The organism is Pseudomonas sp. MC6, from assembly GCF_054790575.1.
Window position 1 is genome coordinate 3,300,582 of the sequence record NZ_CP186504.1, and the last position, 21,018, is coordinate 3,321,599.

The following is a 21,018-nucleotide window of genomic DNA, read 5'->3' on the forward strand; positions in this document are numbered from 1 at the left end:
TGCGAATTAACGGACGCGACGCAGATAGCCGTCCGGCGCCACGGTGATCAGCAGCTTGTTCTGCAACTGCTGGTCGATCTCGAAATCCTGGTTCTCTTCCAGGTATTTCCACACGGCGGTTTTCGGGTTATCGCCCGGGCCCCATGGACGATCCGGGAAGAAATCGGCCGGCATGTCTTCAACCACGGTGTCCATCACCACGCAATAGCTGTCGACCGACACCAGCGGTGCGTACAGACGCAGCTCTTCGAGGACGTGATCGTGGGTGTGGTTGGAGTCGAGGACCAGAATGACTTTCTTGCCTTTCGCTGCAGCCTGCACTTGGGCGGCAATGCCGGCGTCGATGCTCGAACCTTCGATCATCTTGATGCGTTTGGCCATCGGGTGGCTTTCGATCGCTTCGCGGTTGTGCGGGCGAATGTCGAGGTCGATGCCCAGCACTTCGCCGTGGCCTTGCAGCTCCAGCAACGAGGCGTAGTAGATGATCGAACCGCCGTGGGCGATGCCGCACTCGATGACCAGATCCGGTTTGACCTGCCAGATGATCTCCTGCATGGCCATCATGTCTTGTGGCAACTGGATGATCGGGCGGCCCATCCACGAGAAGTGATAGCTGTATTTGTGCTTGGCCGATTCATTGAAGAAATCGCGGGCCAGGCCGGTCAGTTTCTGGTCGTCACCCTGCTGGGCAATCTGTTCCCGGCACTCTGCTTCGAAGGCTTGGTTGATGCTGTTGTCGGTCATTTTAATAATCTCTAGGGTCACTGAAACGAAGCGCTGTCGACGGCGTGATAGACGTAGCGTCCACCGGTCATCCGCTTGATCTCTTCGAGGTAATTGGAATTCATCACAAACAGGTGGGCACCTTCAGGCAGCGCGTCCATCGCCTCTTGCGGCGAGGAAACCCGCGCGCCGCTCAACGGCAGATAACGCCCCTGCTTGGCCGGGTTGATATCCACTACGCGATCCACTGCGACACCTGCGCGTTGCAGGAATAGCGAATAGATCACGCCTTTGGACGAGGCGCCCCAGATCGCCGAACCCTGCTCGGGGGCGGACTGAATGATCTGCACCGCACGATCGAGGCTGGCGGTAAAACCGTCAGGCAGCGCCAGTCGCGGCACCGGTTGATCCGGGGTCAGGCGCAACGTCGACAGGTCGGCGACGATGTACAGGTATTGGCCACCGAACAGATGACCGGCCTCATGCACGGTGCCGAACATCCGCCGCAGGTCATCGAGGCGGAAATAATTGACGTGTTCGTAGAACAGGTCGAACCAGGCTTTGTGCTCGAGAATCCAGTCGAAGCACGGCACTTCGATGTAGATCTGCCCGCCCTGATTGGCATTGGCGATTTCGGCGAGGAAGCTCACCGGATCCTGAATATGCTCCAGCACATGGCGCAGCACGATGGCGTCTGCCGCAAGCCCCAGGCCGCGAGTGAACGGCGCCTTGATCACGTCGGCGTTTTCGCCTTCGTAAGCCGGATCGATGCCGGTGATCGAATAACCGAGGCCCTTGAGCAACTCCAGGAAATAGCCTTTGCCGCAGCCGACTTCGATCAGCTCCTGGCCCTTGAAGTGCTTGGCGATGATGCCTTCGACGTCGCTCAAGTGCTTCTGGAACTGGCCGGAATGCGCCTGCTCGTTCTGGTAATCGGCGTCGTAGCTGAGCTTGTCGGCATCGAACGCCGCATTGAAGATCAAACCGCTGCGCTCGTCCTGCACCAACAACATGTCGGCGCTGGCCGAGGCCTGCGCTGATGCGGCATCGGCAAAGGTGCGGTTCTGCAGCACCGGCAGGTCGGTGACCCGGTACAACTCGTGCGTCATTGCGGCTCTCCCAGTAACTGTTGCAAACGCTCGGTCACCGCCCAGAACGCCAGGGGTTCGTGGGTCGGATACGGGTAGTGGCCGAGGTTCAGATGCAGCGTCGCGCCGCGTTCGCGCAGGCGTTGTTCGACCAATGAGCGAACCGAAATCGGCTGGCCGCTGGCGCAATTGATCACGCCGTTGAAGTCGGTTTTTTGCAGGATCGCGGCGAGGTAACCGGCAGCGTTTTCAATCGGCAGAAAATCACGCAGTTGCTCGCCGGCGGACATATTGAACGACGGCTCACCGGCATCGATCGCCCGGTCCAGTGCGGCCAACAGACTGTTGGGGTTCTGCCCTTCGCCATGCAGATAGAACAAGCGCGCCCACTGCAAGGTGAACGGTTGTTCCTGCTGCAGATTTTGCAAAAACAGCTGTAGCGTGTGCTTGGCCAGACCGTAAGGATTGCTCGGCTGCGGCTCGGTACTTTCGCTGAGCGGCCCGCTTTGCATGCCGTATTCGAAACAAGTGCCGGTGACCAGCACCTGCTGCACGCCCGCCTCGACCGCGCTTTTGATAAAGCGATAGTCGGCCATCAGGTTGTGTTCGAAATGGAACAGCGCCCGGTAGTTCGGCAAACCCGGCCAGGCCAGGTGCGCCAGTGCGTCGATGCCATCGGTCAACGCGTGGATATCGAGATCGGCGGCGTGAATATCCACTGCGATGAACTCGACGTTGTTGATCCACGGCATGCCTTGTGCGGTTTCTGCGTTACGCGCCACGGCGCGAACATCGCAGCCGCGTGCAAGCAACGCCGCGACCAGATGCCGACCGACAAACCCTGTGGCGCCAGTGACCAGAACCTTCACAGAACGCTCAACTCAGGCACGGCGATCACGAAGCGGCCATCCCACTGACGCACTTGCGCCAGTTGCTGGCTGACTTCGTGGAGCAGGTTCCACGGCAACACCAAAACGTAGTCCGGTTTGTCGATATCGATCTGCGCCGGCGCCACGATCGGAATGCGGCTGCCCGGCATAAACTTGCCCTGCTTGTGCGGATTGGCATCAGCCACCCAGGCCAGCAGGTCCGGTTTGACCCCGGCGTAGTTGAGCAAGGTGTTGCCCTTGGCCGCCGCGCCATAACCGACCACGCGTTTGCCGTCGGCCTTGGCCTGCAACAGGAAGCGCAGCAAGTCATGCTTGATACGCTCGGCAGCAGGCGCGAGGGTCGCATAGTACTCGGCGGTTTTTACCCCGGCATCCAGTTCGGCTTGCAATTGTTGCTGCACCGCAGGTTGAACCGCGCGGCGCTGGCCGTCCTTGCGCTGCACGAACACGCGCAGCGAGCCACCGTGGGTGGTCAGTTGGCTGACGTCGAACACTTCCAGGCCATTGCGTTCGCACAGTGTCTGCACGGCGGTCAGCGACAGGTACGAATAGTGTTCGTGATACAGCGTGTCGAACTGCGCGCCAGCCATCAGCGTCAGCAGTTGCGGGAATTCGAAGGTGGCCACGCCGGTCGGCTTGAGCAGTGTCGCGAAGCCGCCGAGGAAATCGTTAATGTCCGGCACATGCGCGAGCACATTGTTGGCCGCCATCAGGTCGGCGCCCCAGCCTTCGCTTTTCAATTGCGCGGCGGTGTCGCGACCGAAGAACAGTTCGCGGATTTCCAGGCCCTTCTCGCGTGCTGCTTGTGCGGTGCTGCGCGTCGGCTCAACACCCAGGCAGGCAATGCCGCGACCAGCGACGTATTGCAGCAGGTAACCGTCGTTGGCGGCGACTTCCACTACGCGGCTGTCGGCGTTCAGACCGAAACGCTCGACCATCTCGGCGACATACCGTTCGGCATGGGCCAGCCACGTGCTGGAGAACGAACTGAAGTAGGCGTACTCGGCGTCGAACAGGCTGTCGGCTCGGGTGTAATCCTCGGTCTGTACCAGCCAGCATTGCTGACACACGGCGACCTTCAACGGCACCCACTGCTCGGCCTGCTCCAGGCGATCAGCGTGGACGTAGGCGTTGGACGGTGGCGAGGTGCCGAGGTCGATCAGCGGCAGGCTCAGCGGTGCGGCGCACCCACGGCAGTTCATAGACGCACTCCAGCAAAGTGTTGATCGAGCGCGGGATGGCTGGAATCACGCGCTGACAAATTATTGACAGGCAACGGCCAGGCAATCGCCAGCCGTGGATCGTTCACCGACAGCCCGCCCTCGTGCTCCGGCGCGTAATCGGCGCTGTGCAGGTAGAGCAATTCGGCGTCTTCGCTCAGCGTCTGGAAACCGTGGGCGAACCCGGCCGGGATCAACAGGCTGCGACCATCGCCGGCCTTCAGGTGTTCGGCGTGCCAGTGCAAAAAGGTTTCGGAATCCGGACGCAGATCCACCGCCACGTCCCACACTTCACCGCGCAGGCAGGTGATCAGTTTGGCTTCCGGCGCGTTAGCGTTCTGATAATGCAGACCGCGCACACTGCCCTTCTCGCGGGTGCAGGAATGGTTGATCTGGCGGATATGAAATTCGCTACCGAACGCACTCAGGCTGCCTTCGCAAAACAGCCGTGCGAAGTGCCCGCGCTGATCTTCGAAACGTTTGTGCTGGACGCTGAACAATCCGGCCAGCGGCAATGCCTTCAGGGAAAACTCGCTCACAGCGCGCCTCGGTACAGGTTCAGTTGACCGAGAGTGACGCTGCGCATGTCATCGCCGTTCTGCCAGGCCAAGTGCCAGTCGACGGTCTGGGTCAGGCAGGCCTGCAAGGTCCAGCGTGGCTGCCAGCCGAGCACTTGCCGCGCGCGACTGCTGTCCAGACGCAACAGACCGGCTTCGTGCAGTTCGCTTTTCTCGATGCGCAAACCGCGCGCCTGCGGCCAGCGGCTGGCGAGCAGTTCGACCACTTCGCCAACGCTGCACATGTCCGCCTCGCCCGGGCCGAAGTTCCACGCACCGGCGTATTCCGGCCCTTGTTCGTAGAGGCCGGCGGCCAGTTGCAGGTAACCGGCCAGCGGCTCCAGCGCGTGCTGCCACGGGCGCACGGCCTGCGGGTAGCGCAAGGTCACCGGCTCGTCGGCAGTCCACGCTTTGAGCACGTCGGGAATCAGTCGCTCAGGAGCAAAATCGCCGCCGCCGAGGACGTTGCCGGCACGCGCAGTGGCCAAGGCCAGACCGTGTTCGGCGTACTTGTCCGCCGGAAAAAACGACGCGGCATAGGATTGCGCGAGCAGTTCACAGCAGGCCTTGCTGCTGCTGTAAGGGTCGTGACCACCGAGGGCTTCGTCTTCGCGGTACGGCCACAGCCATTCCTTGTTGGCGTAGACCTTGTCAGTGGTGACCAGCACGCAAGAGCGCACGCAACCGACCTGACGAATCGCTTCGAGCAGGTTCAGCGTACCCATGACGTTGCTGGAGTAAGTGCCAAGCGGGTCGCGATAGCCTTCGCGCACCAACGGCTGCGCGGCCAGGTGCAGAACGATTTCCGGCTCGGTGTCGGCGATGATTTCCAGCAGAGCGCCAAGATCACGCAGATCACCGCGCTGATCGTTGATGCCTTCATGCACGCGCGCCAGTTCGAACAGGCTCGGTTCAGTCGACGGATCCAGAGAAAAGCCGCTGACTTGCGCGCCGAGGCTTTGCAGCCACAGGGTCAGCCAACTGCCTTTGAAACCGGTATGTCCGGTGACGAGAACGCGTTTGCCGCGCCAGAAATCCGCACTCAGGCCCATTGCTTCCATGGGGCCTCCCCGCTCTGCCACAGCGCTTCGAGATGGTTCTTGTCGCGCAGGGTGTCCATCGGATGCCAGAAACCTTCGTGTTCGAAGGCTTTCAGTTGTTCGTCCGCGGCCAGACGCGCCAAGGGTTCGGCTTCCCAAGTGGTCGCGTCATCGGCGATGTACGGCAGCACTTTGGGCGACAGTACGAAAAAGCCACCGTTGATCCAGCCACCGTCACCGCGAGGTTTTTCGGTAAAACCCAGCACTTGATCGCCTTGACGCTCAAGCGCGCCGTAACGACCCGGCGGTTGCACGGCAGTGACGGTCGCGAGACGGCCGTGGCCTTTATGGAAATCCACAAGTTGCGCAATGTTGATATCGGAAACGCCGTCGCCGTAGGTGAAGCAGAACGCCTCTTCATCCTTGAGGTAACGGCTGGCGCGCAGCAGACGGCCACCCGTCATGGTTTCTTCACCAGTGTCGATGAGGGTGACGCTCCACGGTTCGCTGTAGTTCTGGTGCACATCCATGCGGTTTTCGCGCATGTTGAAGGTGACGTCAGAGGTGTGCAGAAAGTAGTTGGCGAAGAAATCCTTGATCGCATAGCCCTTATAGCCAAGGCAGATCACGAAGTCGTGAATTCCGTGGGCGGAATACTGCTTCATGATGTGCCAGAGAATTGGCTTGCCACCGATCTCGATCATTGGCTTGGGCTTGAGGTGCGACTCTTCACTGATGCGCGTGCCGAGGCCACCCGCCAAAATAACTGCCTTCATCGTCTCCCCTCTTGTTCTTCAGCGGGCTGCGCATGGCTTTGTTGAGCGCTGCGGGCCGTCTGGCTAAACCTTTTGCCGCTCCGGGCGCCGCTGGAGTGACCGCGAGCGCTCGTTTTATGGCGATTTACAGGGGACTTGCAGGAAACGCGCCAGCTCCACAAGCCCCTCACCCTAACCCTCTCCCAAAGGGAGAGGGGACTGATCGAGGTGTCTGGGAGAGTTACGCCGACGTGCAATTCCGCGTTGAACTCAGATTTTGAAAGGCCCACAAATCGGCTCCCTCTCCCTCGGGAGAGGGCTGGGGTGAGGGGCAGCCCCACCGCAAAACCAAAGCGGAACACCCGCCCCTCACCACTCAACAGGATGAGCGTTAGCTCGGCTGCGGCTTTTGATCTGTAGGGCGACGTCGGAAGGCTGAGTGGAGGGATTGATCCGGGCGTGGGAGCGCAGCGACCGTTTGGCGAAGCCAAACACAGCGAGAGGAGGTGCAGCGAAGCAAACCGTAGGCGCTGCGCCCGGATCAATCCCGGAGCGAAGGAACCCCGAGCCCCAGCGAGCGGGCCGCACGCAGGAGCAAGCCTTTTTGGTTACTTTTTCGGCGTCTGGGAAAAGTGACCCGCCGTAAGGGCGGAACCCTAATCAGCAACACCCGCAGCAACGGATACACCCCCCAAAACCCCAAGAGCATGGTCGGCCCAAAGGCCGCCAAGCCCCAGACAACCCAGATCAACAATGCAAACGACTACCCAAACATGGCAAACCCATCACCACTCACCGGCACTTCAAACGCCTGACCATCGGCAGTCTGAAGGTGCTCGATGGTGTTGAACCCGGCATACCAATCCGCCAGTTTCACGCCGTTATCCGGCACACCACTGCTACCGTCATTGGCACTGTGCAGATAAGCATCGTTGCCAATACGGGTCACACTCAACTGACTGGCATTGGCGATCGTATTCAGGATCAGCGTGTCATTGATATCCAGCCCCTCATCCTTGATTGTCACCAGGCCAGACGTATTCACCACGTAGCTGTCATCGCCCTGCCCGCCATACGCACTGCCGCCGGAATTCGACTGACCGGCAAGGTTAAGAATCAACACATCATTGCCGCCATCGCCCTGCAGCATGTAGTCGCTGCCAGTGCCGGTCAGCACGTCATTACCCGCGCCGCCGAAAGCAAACCCTCGCCCCAGCGTGATGCTGTCATTGCCATCGTCACCACTGGCCCAGGTGAACAGATCATTGACCGCACCAACGATAACGTCATCACCAGCGCCACCCGACAGGCTATCGGACTGACCGCCGACATCGAGACCAGAGGCCAGCCCACCATAAATGTGATCGTTGCCATCGCCCCCCTGAATCTGGTCGTCGCCCGCGCTGCCTTCAAGAATGTTATCGCCCCAATCGCCTTCCATAACGTCATTGAACTGACTGCCGCGCAGGCCTTCGATATCGATGTAAACGTCGTGGAACGCAATACCACTCTGCACGCCCCATTTCAGTGAAGCGCTCAAGCCTTCGGTACTGTCGTCGTAGCTGACGATGTCGATACCGGCGCCACCCTCAAAGTTATCGGCACCCGCACCACCCAACAGCACATCATTGCCGGCACCCGAGACGATGGTGTTGTTCTCGTCATTGCCGTAACCGACGAAGTCAGCGCTGCCGGTATAGGTCAGGTTTTCAACGAGCGCGCTCAGTCTCAACTCGGACAGGCTGGTGAACACATGATCGGTACCGCCCCTGTAGCCTTCGATTTCCTCGATGGTCACGCCGGCGCTGTTGATCGTGTAGACATCGTCACCGCCACCGCCAGCGACGACCACACCACTGGTGTTCACGGTGAAGTGGTCGGCATCGGTGGAACCAATAACCTCTTCCACATTAATCAGTGTGTCGCCCGCAGCGTTGACGCCGCCGCCGATCAAAATGTTGACCGGATCGAAAGCGTAGCGATAACTCACGGTGTCATGGCCGTCAGCACCGTCGATGTTCATAAAGTCTTTATGACGATAAATCACATCATCAAAGCCCGAACCCTGCAGCGCTTCAATGCCGGTGAAGGTGTCACCGTAGGCAATGGTCAGGCCGTCGTAGTTGGCGAAGTCTGCGACTCTCACGCCCTCAAGGCTGTCGCTGTAGCTGACGGTATCGTAACCCTCGCCACCGACGAAATGATCGGCGCCATCGCCGCCCCACATCCAGTCATTGCCGTCGGTGCCCAACAGGACATCCGCTTCACTCGTTCCATTTACTACTGACATTTGCGTCTTCCTTGCGCTGTTGTTGAAAGCGGTCGGTCGGCAGAGAGAGAGACCGCTCAAGCGTGCAATCCCTGCCGGATGATGAGTAAACGAATAAAGAGCTATCGACTGCAAAGACGCGAAGCTTGAGCTTCGGCAAAAATTTGTATCGAAACTGATGCGAAGACGATTTTCAAAGGCAAAAAAACAGGCGACTGTCAAAGTCGCCTGTTTTCTTTAGATCACGCCTGGCTCGATCAATCGGCCAACCAGCCGTATTCCCAGTAGCGCAGGTTATCGCCACGCAACACGTAATCGCGCAGCACCACCTCACGCAATTCATCGCCCATGCGATAACTGGCATCCGGATCCGCCAGGTGCATGCGGATCGCTTGCAGCCATTCATCCGTGGAGTTGGTCTTGATCCGGGTGCACGGCAAGTAACCGCGATAGGCCTCGGTGTCGGTGCAGATCACCGGGTAGCCGCAGGCGCCGTATTCCAGCAGCCGCAAGTTGCTCTTGCAGTCGTTGAAGATATGGAATTCCAGCGGCGCCAACGCCAGATCGAGGTTGAGGCTGGCCAGTTTCGCCGGGTACACGTCCAGGCCGATGACGCCATGGAACTCATGCATGTAGGGACGCAGGTCATCCGGGCACATGCCGAAGAACACCCAGTCGACTTCATTGGCCAGTTCACGAACGACCTCGGCGATCACCGCCAGATCACCGTGGTGACTGGTGCCGCCGCCCCAGCCGACCCGTGGTTTCTTCGAGGTCCGACGCTGGCTGCGCAGATGGCCCCACAAGTCCTTGGCCAGCATGTTCGGCACCACACGAATGTCGTGGTGCATGTCCGACAGCACGTTGGCCAGCGGCGCGGTGGATACGACCGCGCGATCGCACAGCCCGATCGCACGCCGCACCATGCGCTCCATGTCCTGCTTGCTCGGCATGTTGCGGATGTGCGCGTTGCGGTGAGGAACGTCGATGACATAGTCGTCGAGTTCGAAGATCCGCCGAGCATTGAAGTATTTCTTCAGCGGTGGAATTTCATCGATGGCGTGCTCCGAGTAGCGCCCTTGCAGGACGATCACGTCGGGTGACTGACGCTCGATATCGATGATCGACGGCAAGCCGTAGCAAATGCGCCCTTCTGCCCGGTTGGCCGCTTCCAGCTCGATCATCGGCTGGCTCATGCGGTAATGGCCGATGGCCGAAGCGTTGATCGGCACCACTAGCAGGTTGGGCAACTGTGCCTTGGAGAATGCACTCCAGCCAGTGCGCAGGCCCGGCTCCAGACTGAAGTTGGTGGCGCCCACGCCCTGCAACGTCAGGTTGACGTTGTAGGCCGGGTCGCGCGCCACCAGCGGCAGCCAGCGCTGGTAAAACGTGTCCCTCTCCTCAAGGTGCTGCGCTTCTTCCTCAGGCGTCGCCACGGCATTCGGCCGCGCCCCCACGGCCAGCACGGCATGGGGGTTCAACACCACCAGATAACCGTCGCGGCCAACACGCAGACACAGGTCCACGACATTGAGCGTTTGCTTGAAGTCCTGCTCGTCCAGCCCGCCGGCGGCTTCGAACACCGACTTGCGAATCATCAGGCAATCGCCGCCGACGGCACTCAGGTCATGCACCGCTTGCAGGCGGTGCATGTACCCTTCCGACTGCACCGGCTGGCCATAGAACGGCAACCCGACCGGCCCGTTCAAGCCAAGAATCAGCCCCGCGTGCAGCACGCCTCCGTCCGGGTTGAACAGCTTGGCGCCGACCACGCCGACCTCAGGACGCTGCGCATGATTGAGCAGTTCGTCGAGCCAATCGCTCTGGGTGATCACCGCAAAGGCATTGAGCATCAACACATACTCACCGCGCGCCTGGCTGACGGCAAAGTTGTGCACCGCTGCCGCGTTGCCCTTTTGCGGATAGCTCAGCACGCGAATCCGCTCGCTGCCCATTTGCGCCATACCGTCCAGCCACGCCAACGCTTCGGCGCTTTTGCAGCCGTTATCGACCAAGAGCAATTCGTACTCGGTGTAGGCGGTCTTCTCCAGCAGTGTCTCGACGCAGCGCTGCAACGCGGCAGTCTGGTCCTGCGTGACAATGACCACCGACACCAATGGGCGCCGGGCATGGTGATAGTCGACACGATTGAGCAGCCCGCTGTTACCGTCGCGGATTTCGTGAGCGATGCCGAGACGTTGCAGATGCGCTTCGAGAATGCGCGGGCTTTGCTGCGCAACGCCAGGATCAGTGAGCCATTGCGACAGGTCGAATTTCGACTCCAGCAACACTTCAGCAATGTGCCCGACCACTTGCAGGCCATCGCTTTCAACCATACGCCACAGCACATCGTGGGGCGCCAGTTCAGCGAACGTCGAGGCAAAACCGCCGAGCGCCAGAAACCGTTCGCGCTGGAACGCCAGGGCACGCCCGACGTAGGGGTAACTGCGCATAAGGTCGAGGTTGAAATCCGGCTTGAACGCAGGCTCGGCCGACTCGCCATCGCGTAGGCTGCCTTCGTCGCTGTACAGGCACGTCAGCGCACTTGAGTGCGCAATGCGATCGGCCATCACCAGCAGCGCCGCTGCCACCGGGCAATCACCCGACTGCAGCAGATAGAACCAGTCGGCGCCGTCCAGTTGCGGCAGCAACGTGTTGATCTGCTCCAGGCCGTCATCCTGCAACGGCATGTGGAACACCCGACCATCCAGCTGCGCTTCGGTGCACGCCGCAGACAACACCAGCACCAGCTCCGGCGGATAATCCTGAGCGGCGAGTGCCTCAAGGGTGCGCTCCAGGCCATCGCGACTGCCTTGGGCATCAATGATGATCGGTACGATGCGCGGCTGATGCGGCCAGCCCGCGAGGGTTTCCGGCAGCCATTGGCGCTGCGCCTCGGTCAGCACGCGAACTGCCAGCCACTGCGCATAGAGTTCGCCGAAACTGAAGCTGTCGACACCGACCCCCAGCTCCTGACGGCTCTGCTTGGCGCCGAGGGTGCGGCTCAGCGGCAGCTCTTCCCAGACCCGAGGCGACTCGTCAGCCTTGGTCAACGGCACATAACGAACCCAGCCCGACGCCGGCGCCGACTCGCCGCTGCGGACCTTGAGCATTTGCGAGATCCACTCGCGCTCGATCTCCGCCGCGTCTTTCATCGGTTGCTGCGCGCTCAGACGCTCGGGGTAAAGACGCTCGGCACTCAGCACATTGTTGGAGACCACCAGGTTGCCGCGCCGCAGCAGGCAGACATACAAGGCAAAATCCAGGGTCGCGACGAAGCAGGCAGCGTCTTCGGTCAGGGCCGGCAACAGTCCGGCGACATCCGCGCGCCGGAACATTGCGCTGCTGAAACCGCCAAGCACGTTGACCGGAAATTTCTCAAAGATGCTCAGTACATCATCACCTTTGAGCAAGCCACTGGCCGGCGACAACGAGCTGTTTTCGAGACGTGCCGGCAGGATGATGTCGTTGGCATCCCACAGCAGCCGCTGCGCCACCACCAGACTGACTTCCTCACGGCGCATCTCATGGGCTTGCTGTTCGATACACGCCGAATAGAGCAAGTCATCGTCACACAGGAACTTGATGAACTCGCCCCGGGACTGCTCAAGGCAGACCTTCAGGTTACCGACCAGCCCCAACGTACGTGGATTGCGCACGTAACGCACCACCGCCCCCGTCTGCTCCATGACCGACTTGACGATGTCTTCGATCTCGTCGCCACGACTGTCATCGCACACAATGATGTCGAGATTGCCGTAGTTCTGGCTCACGGCACTGTTCAACGTCCGCTCGAAAAAGCGCGGATTGAAGGCGGGAATGGCAATGCTGACGAGGGGGAGTGAATTCACGGCGGGCTCACAGGCGGTACGAGCCTGCTCGGAAAAGCGAGCCCTGATACCGCTAAAAAACATTAACTGAGGGACAGGGCAAACGGGCGCTCACGCGCCCGCCAACCGTCAGATCTTGTTGAACAGACCCAACTGACTGATCTTGCTGAACGCCAGTTGCGCGGCCTGCAGCATGGTTTGCTGCAAGGTCAGGCGAGTCATGACTTCGGCCGGATCCGAATCACGGATCGAGCCTTGGGTCGTGGAGTTCGCCGTGCTCAGGCTCGAGTTGGTGATGGTCTGCATGTCCAGCGACTGGCCGCGCGCACCAATGGTGGTGACGGAAGTGCCAATCTGGTTGGCTGCGGCGTCGAGGTTGCCCAGGCCCGCCTCCATGGCGCCCTGCAGCTTCTGCTTGGCGACCGCATCACCATCGACTGGGGTGTTCAGCGCCGTGATCATCTGGCCCAGGGTGTCGAGCACGTTCTGGGTCTGGTGATTGTTCGGCTGGATCGAGAACTGATCGCCCGCCGCCGGCGTGCCGCCCAAGGCGAAGGTCACACCCGCTGCTGTCGCGTTACCACCGGCCACAGTGCCCGACGATACCGGCTTGCTGTCAGCCGTGACCGGCGCCGCGTACAGATCGAAAGCCGTCGCGCTGGTGAACTTGAGAACCGCGCCACCCTGCGGGAATGCTGCGGTGTAGGCCGCCTGGTTGGTGATGCTGGAACCGGTGATGACGGTCGTCGACGGGTTGCCCGGGTTGCGCGTGGTGGTGAACGAGTCCGGCGAAGTCGACAGCTGGAAGCTGTGCCCGGCAATCACGGCATCCGGGTTGGTGTCGCCGGCCTTCAGGTTGATGTTCAGCTTCATGTCGACGCCACGGAAGCTGACGGTCTGGTTGGCGCCGCTGCTGTTGCTGACCAAGCCGTTCTGGCTCGCCTCAGCGGTCACGTCGTTGCCCAGGGCATCGGTGATTTTCAGCTGGGTGCTGCTGACGAAAGCCACGGTGTAAGGCTGGCCGGCAGTAAACTTGGCATCGTAGGTTGCAGCGGTGCCAACGGTACCGTTGGACAGCACTACACGACCGTCATCCACCGCCGGAGCGGTCATCTGGGTGTTGGTGCGACCGGTGTTGATGGTTTGCTGGAACGCATCCCAACCGGTGGTATTGGTACCAACGGTCATCCCATCGCCGATGTCCAGATTGATCGTGGTCTGGTCACCGTTGTAAGAGAAGGTGCCGTCGGCATTCTTCGAGTACGGCGCGGTATCGGTTTTCGAACCGGAGAACAGGTAATTGCCGTTGGCATCCTTGGCGTTCATCAGACCCAGCACTTGTTGCTGGATCTCGCCCAGTTCCGAGGCGTAAGCCTGGCGGTCCTTGTCGGTGGCGGTGCCGTTGTTCGCGGCCAGGGCCAGCTCTTTGGCACGACCCAACGCTGTGGTGATGGCATCCAGCGTGGATTCCTGCACGTTCAACGCACTCTTGGCGCTGTTGACGTTAGTGCCGTACTGATCCAGCAGCGCGGCCTGCTGGCCCAGTTGCAGCAAACGACCGGCGCCGATCGGATCATCGGACGCATTGGTGATGCGCTGCAGGCTGCTCGCCTCACTGGCGGTGGCGACAGCCTTGTTGAAGTTACGTTGATAGTCCGACGCTTGCGTGCCGTAATACTGGGCGGTGGAAATGCGCATGAATTACGACTCCTTAAAGGCTGTTGATCAGCGTGGCGAAAGTTTCCTGCGCAGCTTTGATGATCTGCGAAGACGCTGTGTAGTACTGCTGATATTTGACCAGGTTGCCGGTTTCCTCATCCAGGTTGACCCCGGACAGCGAATCGCGCGCGCCTTTGGCGTTATCGAGAATCGCCGAGGTCGCGGCGCTGTCGGACTTGCCTTGGGCGGTCTTGGTGCCGACGTTGGTCACCAGCTTGTTGTAGGCGTCAGTCAGGCTGATGCCCTTGCTCGCCGAACCGGTATCGACGGTCTGCGCAGTTTGCAGGGCGACCAGCGATTGCGCGTTGCGGTTGTCCGAAGACGCCGCACCGGTCAGGTTCATGGTGAAGGTTTCGCCAGGCTTCGGTGTGCCGCCAACGGTGGTCTGTACGGAGAAGGTTTTCTGTACGTTCGGCGTGACGCTGGTGTCCAGCACCGGGTTGCCGCTGGCATCGACGATGCCGACTTTAAGTTCCAGCGCGTTCGATTGACCGGGAACGATAGTGCCGCTGCTGATGAGGCCGCCCTTGGCATCCACGAAAGTGTAAGACTGGCTGCCCCCGGTAACCGCACCAAACACCAGTTTCACCGGCGTCGAATTCTTCAGCGCCGCCTGCATGTCAGCCTGGGCAGTCGGGTTGTAGATATCGATCTTGCTGGTCAGCGTCGGCTGGGTGAAAGTGCCCAGACCGTTGGCGCTGGCCACACCGGTCAACGGACCGGCCGCAGCGATTTTCTTCGGATCGGTAAGCACCGTCTGGATGCTCGCGGCCGCATTGCGGGTCGGGGTGATTTTGAAGCTGTCACCGGCGCTCAACGCACCACCCTTGAGTGCAAGGGTGAAACCGTCGATCACTGGCGGCGGATTGGTTGTGGTGCTGAAGGCGCCCAGGTCGGTGCCGTCGGAGCGCTTGACCGTGTAGTCAGTGGCGCTGGTGAACGTCACTTGATAATCGCTGGTGGTCAGCTTGCCGGTGTCCTTGATGGTGACATCGAGGTTACCCGAACCGGTGCTGTTGCCCGACTGCGCGATGCTGCGCGAACTGACCAGCGCGGCACTGTTGATGTTGTTGAAAATTGCCGCGCCGAAGTCACCGTTCTTGTCGATGCCCTGGGCTTGCTGACTGTTGACCTGATCAGCGATCACCAGTGCCACACGCCCCAGTTCGTTGAGCGACGGGTCGAGGACTTCTTTGCGATAGGTCAGCAGACCACCGATTTCGCCACCGCTCATCGCCGAGGTGATGTCGATGGTGCTCGAACCGCGATCCATCTGGATGGCCATGCGCGACGGATCGTCTTTGCTCGCGACCATGCTCAGCGTGTTGGTGGTGTTGCCGATCACCAGCGGCTGACCGCTGCCGACGTAGACGTCGAAACTGGTGCCACGCTCGACGACCTGTGCACCGGTCAGTTCGGAGAGCTGGCGTACCGCTTCGTTACGGCTGTCGAGCAGGTCGTTCGGCGCACCACCGCTGGTGGAGATCTCGCCGATCTTCTGGTTCAGGTTGGCAATCGCCGTGGCCAGCTTGTTCACCTGGGACGTCATGTCGCCCAGGCTGCCATTGATGGTGGTGTTCTGGTCGTTGAGCTGTTTGGCGATGGTATTGAAGCGACTGGTCAGCGCCTGCGCACCGGTCAGCACCGATTGACGGGAGGTGTCATCGGTCGCCGACGTCGAGACGCCCTGCATGGTGGTGAAGAATTTCTGCAGCACGCCGGTCAGGCCGGTATTGGTGTCCGACAGCATCGAGTCCAGCGGTGTGGCCTGCGCCAGATAAGCAGCCGATTCACTGTCGAGCGAAGTAGCGGTGTGCAGTTGGCTTTCCAGGTACGAGTTGTACACCCGGCGCACGTCAGCCAGGGTGGTGCCCGTACCGATGAACACGGTGCCGAACTGCTGCGAGGATTTGGTGCCCTGCACGGTTTGCTGACGTGAATAACCGGCGGTGTCGACGTTGGCAATGTTGTTGCCTGTCGTAGCCAAAGAGGACTGGCTGGCCGACAGTCCCGACATCCCGATATTGAGCAAACTCATGGTTCAGACCTTATACCTTGTGCCTTATAAAGGCGTGGTGGATACACCCGCCGCAGCGTAGTTTTGGAAACTGTTCATCTGCTTGGCTATCTGCGAAATCTTGCTTGCGTAGTTAGGGTCGGTGGCGTAACCGGCCTTTTGCAACTCGCGTACAAACTGTTCTGGGTTATCGGCAGACTTCAGCACATCTTGATAGCGATTATTGCTCTGCAGCAAAGTCACCAGATCGTGGAAGCTGTCCTTGTACGAGGCGTAGGAACGGAACTCGGCCGTCTCCTTGACCATCGCGCCATCGCGGAACTCGCTGGTGATCGCGCGGGCCGAATCGCCCTTCCAGTTGCTGCTCGCCTTGATGCCGAACAGGTTGTGGCTGCTACTGCCATCCTGGGCACGCATGACCGACTTGCCCCAACCAGTTTCCAGCGCCGCTTGCGCCACCAGATAACGCGGATCGACGCCGATACGGTCAGCCGCTTCCTTGGCCATCGGCAGCATGGTGTTGACGAATTCGTCGGCGGAACTGAAGGCTTTCTTGGCCGGCGCCAGCGGAATCTGCGCCATGGCACGACCGTAGACCTGCATCTGCCCGCCAGAGGCCTTTTCGCCCTCGGCGCGCGCCAGCCAGTCGCCGTTGTACAGCGGGCCGGCGCCGGTGGTGGCCGCTGTGGTCGCGCGCTGCGGCAATTGCGTGGCGGCTGCCGGCGTCGCCGACGGTACCAGCCCGGCGAGCAAACGATCGGCCAGTTTCGGTGGCAAGGCCAGACGACGCTGATTGATCAATTCCATGTCGTTGCGATGAGCCAGCTGCGTGTTCGGTGCGCTCACCGAACGCGATGCCCACAACGGACGCTCGCCATTGAGTCGCGACAACGGGCCGTTGGTGGCAACGGTGCCAGCGGCAACCGGTGTGACCACGGCCGCAGCTTTCGCCTTGGCCTCTTCCTGCTTGGCGGCGGACGCGGCCGCAGCCTCACCCGGTGCCAGCGGTTTGTTCTTCGACATCTGGCGCATCAGCACGTCGGCCAGACCGATACCACCACCCTCGCGGGACATGGAAACGGCCAATTGCTGGTCGTACATTTCCTGATACTGCTTGGCCGCTGGCGTGTTGAGCGGATTGTCTTCACCCAAGGCGTTGGTCGCCGAGCGCATCGACTTGAGCATTTCGCCGAGGAACAGCGATTCGAATTCCTGCGCCACTTTGCGCAGGTTCGCATCGCTGTTCTTGTCGCCGACCTTGAGCTGGTTCAGGCGATTGAGGTCCGAGTAGGAACCCGAATCGCTGCTGCTGACCAGACCACTTTTGCGCATGTCCATAAGGGTCGGCCTCAGATCACGATCAGGTCGGCTTGCAACGCGCCGGCCTGCTTCAAGGCTTCGAGGATCGCCATCAAGTCACCCGGTGCCGCGCCGACCTGATTCACCGCACGGACGATCTCGTCGAGAGTGGTGCCAGGGCCGAACTTGAACATCGGCTTGGCTTCCTGCTCGGCATTCACCCGCGAGCGCGGCACGACAGCGGTCTGGCCGTTGGACAACGGGCCCGGCTGGCTGACGATCGGGTCTTCGGTGATGGTCACGGTCAGGCTGCCGTGGGTCACGGCGGCTGGCGACACTTTCACGTTCTGGCCGATGACGATGGTGCCGGTACGCGAGTTGATGATGACTTTCGCAACTGCTTGACCCGGGTCGACTTCGAGGTTTTCCAGGATCGACAGGTAGTCGACGCGCTGGCTTGGATCGAGCGGTGCGGTGACGCGGATCGAACCACCGTCGATGGCTTGCGCAACGCCAGGGCCGAGCATGTCGTTGATCTTGTCGACGATACGTTTGGCGGTGGTGAAGTCGGAACGGTTGAGGTTCAGCGTCAGGCTGTTACCCTGGTTGAAACCACTCGGTACTGAACGCTCCACCGAGGCACCGCCAGGGATGCGACCGGCCGACGGAACGTTGACGGTGATCTTCGATCCGTCACGGCCTTCGGCGTCGAAACCGCCAACCACCAGGTTGCCCTGAGCGACCGCGTAGACGTTGCCGTCGATACCCTTGAGCGGGGTCAGCAACAGCGTGCCGCCGCGCAGGCTCTTGGAGTTACCGATCGAGGACACCGTGATGTCGACCTGCTGCCCCGGCTTGGCGAACGCCGGCAAATCAGCACTGATCGACACCGCCGCGACGTTCTTCAACTGCACGTTGCCCGATCCCGGCGGCACCTTGATGCCGAACTGCGAGAGCATGTTGTTGAAGGTCTGCAGGGTGAACGGGGTCTGCGTCGTCTGGTCGCCGGTGCCGTTAAGCCCGACCACCAGGCCGTAACCGATCAACTGGTTGGAACGCACGCCGGAAATGCTGGCGATATCTTTCAGCCGCTCGGCGTGGGCAGCAAAGGCTGCGGACATCAGCGCCGCAGCCAGCATGAGGCTCTTGAAATTCAAAGTCGCCACCTAGAAAGGGAACAGCGGGCTGAGGAAGAAACGGTCGAACCAGCCTGGCTGACTCGTATCGGCAAATGCGCCGGTACCCGAGTAGGTGATGCGTGCATCGGCGACCCGGGTCGACGACACGGTGTTGTCCGTGGCGATGTCATCGGCACGCACCAGGCCGGCGATGCGCACCAGTTCGTCACCGGTATTGAGCGTCAGCCACTTCTCGCCACGCACGGCGATGATGCCGTTGGGCAGCACGTCAGCGACGGTCACGGTGATCGAACCGGTCAGGCTGTTGCTCTGCCCGGACTTGGCGTCGCCCTTGGTCGAGCGGTCGGCACTGTAGCCGGCGTTCAGACTCAGGTCGTTGCCCCCGATCGGGTTGTTGGTGGTCAGGCTGGAACCGAACAACGAGGTCAGACCGACCTTGTTGTCGCTGTTCTTGTCCATCTGCGAGTTGGCGTTCTTGCTCGCCTGCGTGCGCTCGTTCAGGGTGATGGTGATGATGTCACCGACCCGGAAAGCCTTGCGGTCGCTGTACAGGTTCTGCTCGAAACCGGCCTGATAGATCGAGCCGTTATTGGCCGCAGCCGGCAGCGGCGTGCGCGGCAACACCGGGGCGTAGTAAGGGTCATTGGGCTTGGGCGTCGGGGCGACGCAGCCCGCGAGCGAGACGACCCCACTCAATGCCAGAACAGATACAAAGCGATTCATGACCCTACCTCACGGTGTTGCAGGCGACCTCATGGCCGCCTCATAGACTTGATTACAGATTCTGCGTTACGAACGAGAGCATCTGGTCAGCGGTGGAGATCACCTTGGAGTTCATCTCGTAAGCGCGCTGAGTGGTGATCATGTTGACCATCTCTTCAACAGTGCTGACGTTGGAGGTTTCCAGGGTGTTCTGCAGGGTGGTACCGAAACCGGCCAGACCCGGGGTGCCGACTTGCGGCGCGCCGGAAGCGGCGGTTTCCAGGAACAGGTTGTTGCCCACGGCTTGCAGACCGGCCGGGTTGATGAAGTCGGCGGTTTGCAGGTTGCCGATCACCTGAGACGCAGCGTTGCCAGCGACAGTGATGGACACCGTGCCGTCACGGCCGACGGTGAAGGTCTGGGCATCGTTCGGAATGACGATGGCCGGTTCCAGAGCGAAACCGCTGGCGTTAACGATCTGGCCGTTGGAATCGAGGTGGAAGGTACCGTCACGGGTGTAGGACGTGGTGCCGTCCGGCTGCAGAATCTGGAAGAAACCGCGACCGTCGATGGCCATGTCCAGCGGCTGCTCGGTGGTTTGCAGGCTACCGGCGGTGAAGTTTTTCTGGGTGCCGACGATGCGCACACCGGTACCCAGTTGCAGACCCGACGGCAGTTCGCTGTCCTGGGTCGACTGGGCGCCTGGCTGGCGTTTGATCTGATAGAGCAAGTCCTGGAACTCGGCGCGATCACGTTTGAAACCCGTGGTCGACACGTTCGCCAGGTTGTTGGAAATGGTGGTCAGGTTGGTGTCCTGGGCGGACAGACCGGTTTTGGCAACCCATAGAGCCGGAAGCATTCGATTCTCCTCGTGCGCCTGTTTTTCGGCGCGACGTTCTGATAATTAGCTGATCTGCAAGACCCGAGCCATGGCCTGGTCGTCGTCTTTGGCGGTATTCATCATCTTGACGTGCAACTCGAACTGCTTGGCCAAGGCCAGCACCGAAGTCATCTCTTCAACGGCGTTGACATTGCTCGACTCAAGGAAACCCGACACCAGTTTGACGTTGGCATCGGCCTGCGCCGGCTGGCCGTCCTTGGTGTAGATCGAGCCGTCGAGGCCCTTGTTCATGTTCTTGATGTCCGGGTTGACCAGTTTGATCCGGTCAACTTCCGCCATGACGCGCGGGCCTTCGCCCATCGCACGAATACTGATGGTGCCGTCTTCACCGACTTCGATCTGCTGCTCGGGCGGCACGGCGATCGGGCCGCCATTGCCGATCACCGGCATGCCGTTGCCGGCACGCAGCACGCCGAGGGCGTCGACGTTGAGGCTGCCGGTACGCACGTAGCTTTCGCCACCGTTAGGGTTCTGCACGGCAATGAAACCGTTGCCGGTCACCGCGACGTCCAGGTCACGGCCGGTCTGTACCAGCGAACCCGGAGTGAAGTCGGTGGCGGGCCGTTCGCTCATGGCAAACGCACGCGCCGGAAAGCTGTCACCAAATACCGGCATCGAACGCGCCTGCTCCAGGTCGCGCTGAAAACCGTTGGTGGAGATGTTCGCCAGGTTGTTGGCATGAGCCTTCTGCGCCAGTGCGTTCTGGCTGGCGCCGGTCATTGCCACATAAAGGTACTTGTCCACACTCTTTCCTCTGCATGCCGGACGTTTGCCGCCCACCGCTGTACTGCTGAGCCATAAGCAATTTGCAGACCAACTTTTTTCTGGCGCACAAAGGCCCGGTAAACAAAGGACTTGAGGGATGGCGA

16 protein-coding genes are annotated in these 21,018 nt (G+C 60.7%); all 16 read right to left on the bottom strand.

The window, feature by feature from the left end; all coding sequences use genetic code 11:
* Positions 1–6: 6 nt before the first annotated feature.
* The 16 genes from ACOYXE_RS14745 to ACOYXE_RS14820 all read right to left on the bottom strand — a co-directional run bounded on the left by ACOYXE_RS14745 (position 7) and on the right by ACOYXE_RS14820 (position 20,893).
* Positions 7–744, bottom strand: a complete 738-nt coding sequence (locus ACOYXE_RS14745) for a cephalosporin hydroxylase family protein (protein WP_093439633.1) — start codon at positions 742–744, stop codon at positions 7–9.
* Positions 745–761: 17 nt separating this feature from the next.
* Positions 762–1,832, bottom strand: coding sequence for a class I SAM-dependent methyltransferase (locus ACOYXE_RS14750; protein WP_160056752.1), 1,071 nt, complete (start codon positions 1,830–1,832; stop codon positions 762–764).
* Entirely contained in the window at positions 1,829–2,680 is an 852-nt protein-coding gene (locus tag ACOYXE_RS14755; RefSeq protein WP_405122100.1) for an NAD-dependent epimerase/dehydratase family protein, read from the bottom strand. Before ACOYXE_RS14755 ends, ACOYXE_RS14750 begins: the two co-directional genes overlap by 4 nt.
* Positions 2,677–3,903, bottom strand: a complete 1,227-nt coding sequence (locus ACOYXE_RS14760) for a class I SAM-dependent methyltransferase (protein WP_160056748.1) — start codon at positions 3,901–3,903, stop codon at positions 2,677–2,679. Before ACOYXE_RS14760 ends, ACOYXE_RS14755 begins: the two co-directional genes overlap by 4 nt.
* On the bottom strand, positions 3,900–4,460 hold the full coding sequence (gene rfbC, locus ACOYXE_RS14765) for a dTDP-4-dehydrorhamnose 3,5-epimerase (RefSeq protein WP_095122729.1): 561 nt from the start codon (positions 4,458–4,460) through the stop codon (positions 3,900–3,902). Before rfbC ends, ACOYXE_RS14760 begins: the two co-directional genes overlap by 4 nt.
* Positions 4,457–5,539, bottom strand: coding sequence for a CDP-glucose 4,6-dehydratase (rfbG, locus tag ACOYXE_RS14770; RefSeq protein WP_160056746.1), 1,083 nt, complete (start codon positions 5,537–5,539; stop codon positions 4,457–4,459). Before rfbG ends, rfbC begins: the two co-directional genes overlap by 4 nt.
* On the bottom strand, positions 5,521–6,294 hold the full coding sequence (gene rfbF / locus ACOYXE_RS14775; protein WP_141128961.1) for a glucose-1-phosphate cytidylyltransferase: 774 nt from the start codon (positions 6,292–6,294) through the stop codon (positions 5,521–5,523). The genes rfbG and rfbF overlap by 19 nt, the downstream gene beginning before the upstream one ends.
* 742 nt (positions 6,295–7,036) lie before the next feature.
* A complete protein-coding gene (locus ACOYXE_RS14780; RefSeq protein WP_460926196.1) occupies positions 7,037–8,563 on the bottom strand; it encodes a calcium-binding protein in 1,527 nt (508 codons plus the stop codon).
* A gap of 236 nt (positions 8,564–8,799) precedes the next feature.
* Positions 8,800–12,393 carry a glycosyltransferase gene (locus ACOYXE_RS14785; protein WP_160056744.1) on the bottom strand — a complete coding sequence of 1,198 codons (3,594 nt, stop codon included), beginning with the start codon at positions 12,391–12,393 and terminating at the stop codon, positions 8,800–8,802.
* Positions 12,394–12,501: 108 nt separating this feature from the next.
* Positions 12,502–14,070 carry a flagellar hook-associated protein 3 gene (locus tag ACOYXE_RS14790; protein WP_160056742.1) on the bottom strand — a complete coding sequence of 523 codons (1,569 nt, stop codon included), beginning with the start codon at positions 14,068–14,070 and terminating at the stop codon, positions 12,502–12,504.
* A 13-nt stretch (positions 14,071–14,083) separates the two neighbouring features.
* A complete protein-coding gene (gene flgK, locus ACOYXE_RS14795; protein ID WP_160056740.1) occupies positions 14,084–16,129 on the bottom strand; it encodes a flagellar hook-associated protein FlgK in 2,046 nt (681 codons plus the stop codon).
* Positions 16,130–16,153: 24 nt separating this feature from the next.
* Complete coding sequence (gene flgJ / locus ACOYXE_RS14800; protein WP_405122105.1) at positions 16,154–17,446, bottom strand: flagellar assembly peptidoglycan hydrolase FlgJ; 1,293 nt, start codon at positions 17,444–17,446, stop codon at positions 16,154–16,156.
* Between the two features lie 11 nt (positions 17,447–17,457).
* Positions 17,458–18,546 carry a flagellar basal body P-ring protein FlgI gene (locus ACOYXE_RS14805; RefSeq protein ID WP_161986589.1) on the bottom strand — a complete coding sequence of 363 codons (1,089 nt, stop codon included), beginning with the start codon at positions 18,544–18,546 and terminating at the stop codon, positions 17,458–17,460.
* 27 nt (positions 18,547–18,573) lie between these two features.
* Positions 18,574–19,269: a flagellar basal body L-ring protein FlgH gene (gene flgH, locus ACOYXE_RS14810; RefSeq protein ID WP_038363773.1), complete on the bottom strand. Its 696-nt coding sequence runs from the start codon at positions 19,267–19,269 to the stop codon at positions 18,574–18,576.
* 52 nt (positions 19,270–19,321) lie between these two features.
* Positions 19,322–20,107, bottom strand: coding sequence for a flagellar basal-body rod protein FlgG (gene flgG, locus ACOYXE_RS14815; RefSeq protein ID WP_007920118.1), 786 nt, complete (start codon positions 20,105–20,107; stop codon positions 19,322–19,324).
* 45 nt (positions 20,108–20,152) lie between these two features.
* Entirely contained in the window at positions 20,153–20,893 is a 741-nt protein-coding gene (locus ACOYXE_RS14820; protein WP_038363771.1) for a flagellar basal body rod protein FlgF, read from the bottom strand.
* Positions 20,894–21,018 lie beyond the last annotated feature (125 nt).